Annotated in this window: 1 protein-coding gene; it reads left to right on the plus strand. The window is 47.4% G+C overall.

What is annotated here, in order from left to right; all coding sequences use genetic code 11:
* The coding region (locus tag R8N49_RS26495; RefSeq protein ID WP_318190365.1) for a phosphate/phosphite/phosphonate ABC transporter substrate-binding protein at nucleotides 1-691 on the plus strand (691 nt) is incomplete at its 5' end.
* Nucleotides 692-783 lie beyond the last annotated feature (92 nt).

Below are 783 nucleotides of genomic sequence, written 5' to 3' on the forward strand. Positions count from 1 at the left end.
ATTAGTTCAACAATGGCAACCATTACTGCAACGTTGGGGCGAGCTTGCCGGAGTTGAAATCAAATTTGCTACTGCGCGTGATATTCCTACTTTTGAAGCCCGTTTAATGGCTGGAGAATATGACATCGCGTACATGAATCCTTATCACTTTACGTTGGTGAATCAAACTCCGGGTTATACGGCGTTAGCAAGAGCGAAGAACAAGCGTATTACAGGGATTATTGTGGCGAGAAAAGGGCAGTCAGTTACTCTTGGTGATCTGCAAGAAGAGAAGATTGCTTTTCCCGCTCCACGCGCGTTTGCGGCTTCCATCATCACGCAATCTGAACTAGAACAGAAAGGCATCAAATTTACGCCCAAATATGTGGGCTCGCACGATTCGGTCTATTTAGGTGTTCTGAAAGGCTTGTATGTCGCTGGTGGTGGCGTGAAGCGTACCTTTGAGAGCTTGCCGAGTGAAACCAAAGAACAACTGAGCGTGATTTATACAACCGCAGGTTATACCCCTCATGCTATTGCAGTCTCGAATGAGGTAGATGAAGAGATGGCTTTGGCATTGCGAGCGGCGATCTCACAACTCAATGAGGATCCCAAAGCACAGGAGAGCTTCGCTTTACTCAATATTGATGGATTGCAATTGGCGCAAGACCAAGATTGGCAAGACGTCGTCCAATTGGGCATTTCGAGATAAGTGGGCGCTTTATGACGCTGCGTTCAAAAACGATAATCGGCATTGCACTCATCGAAGCACTCGCGCTCGGTGTACTTATCATCAGCGGCCTC

This window comes from Vibrio sp. 1978 (assembly GCF_033344345.1).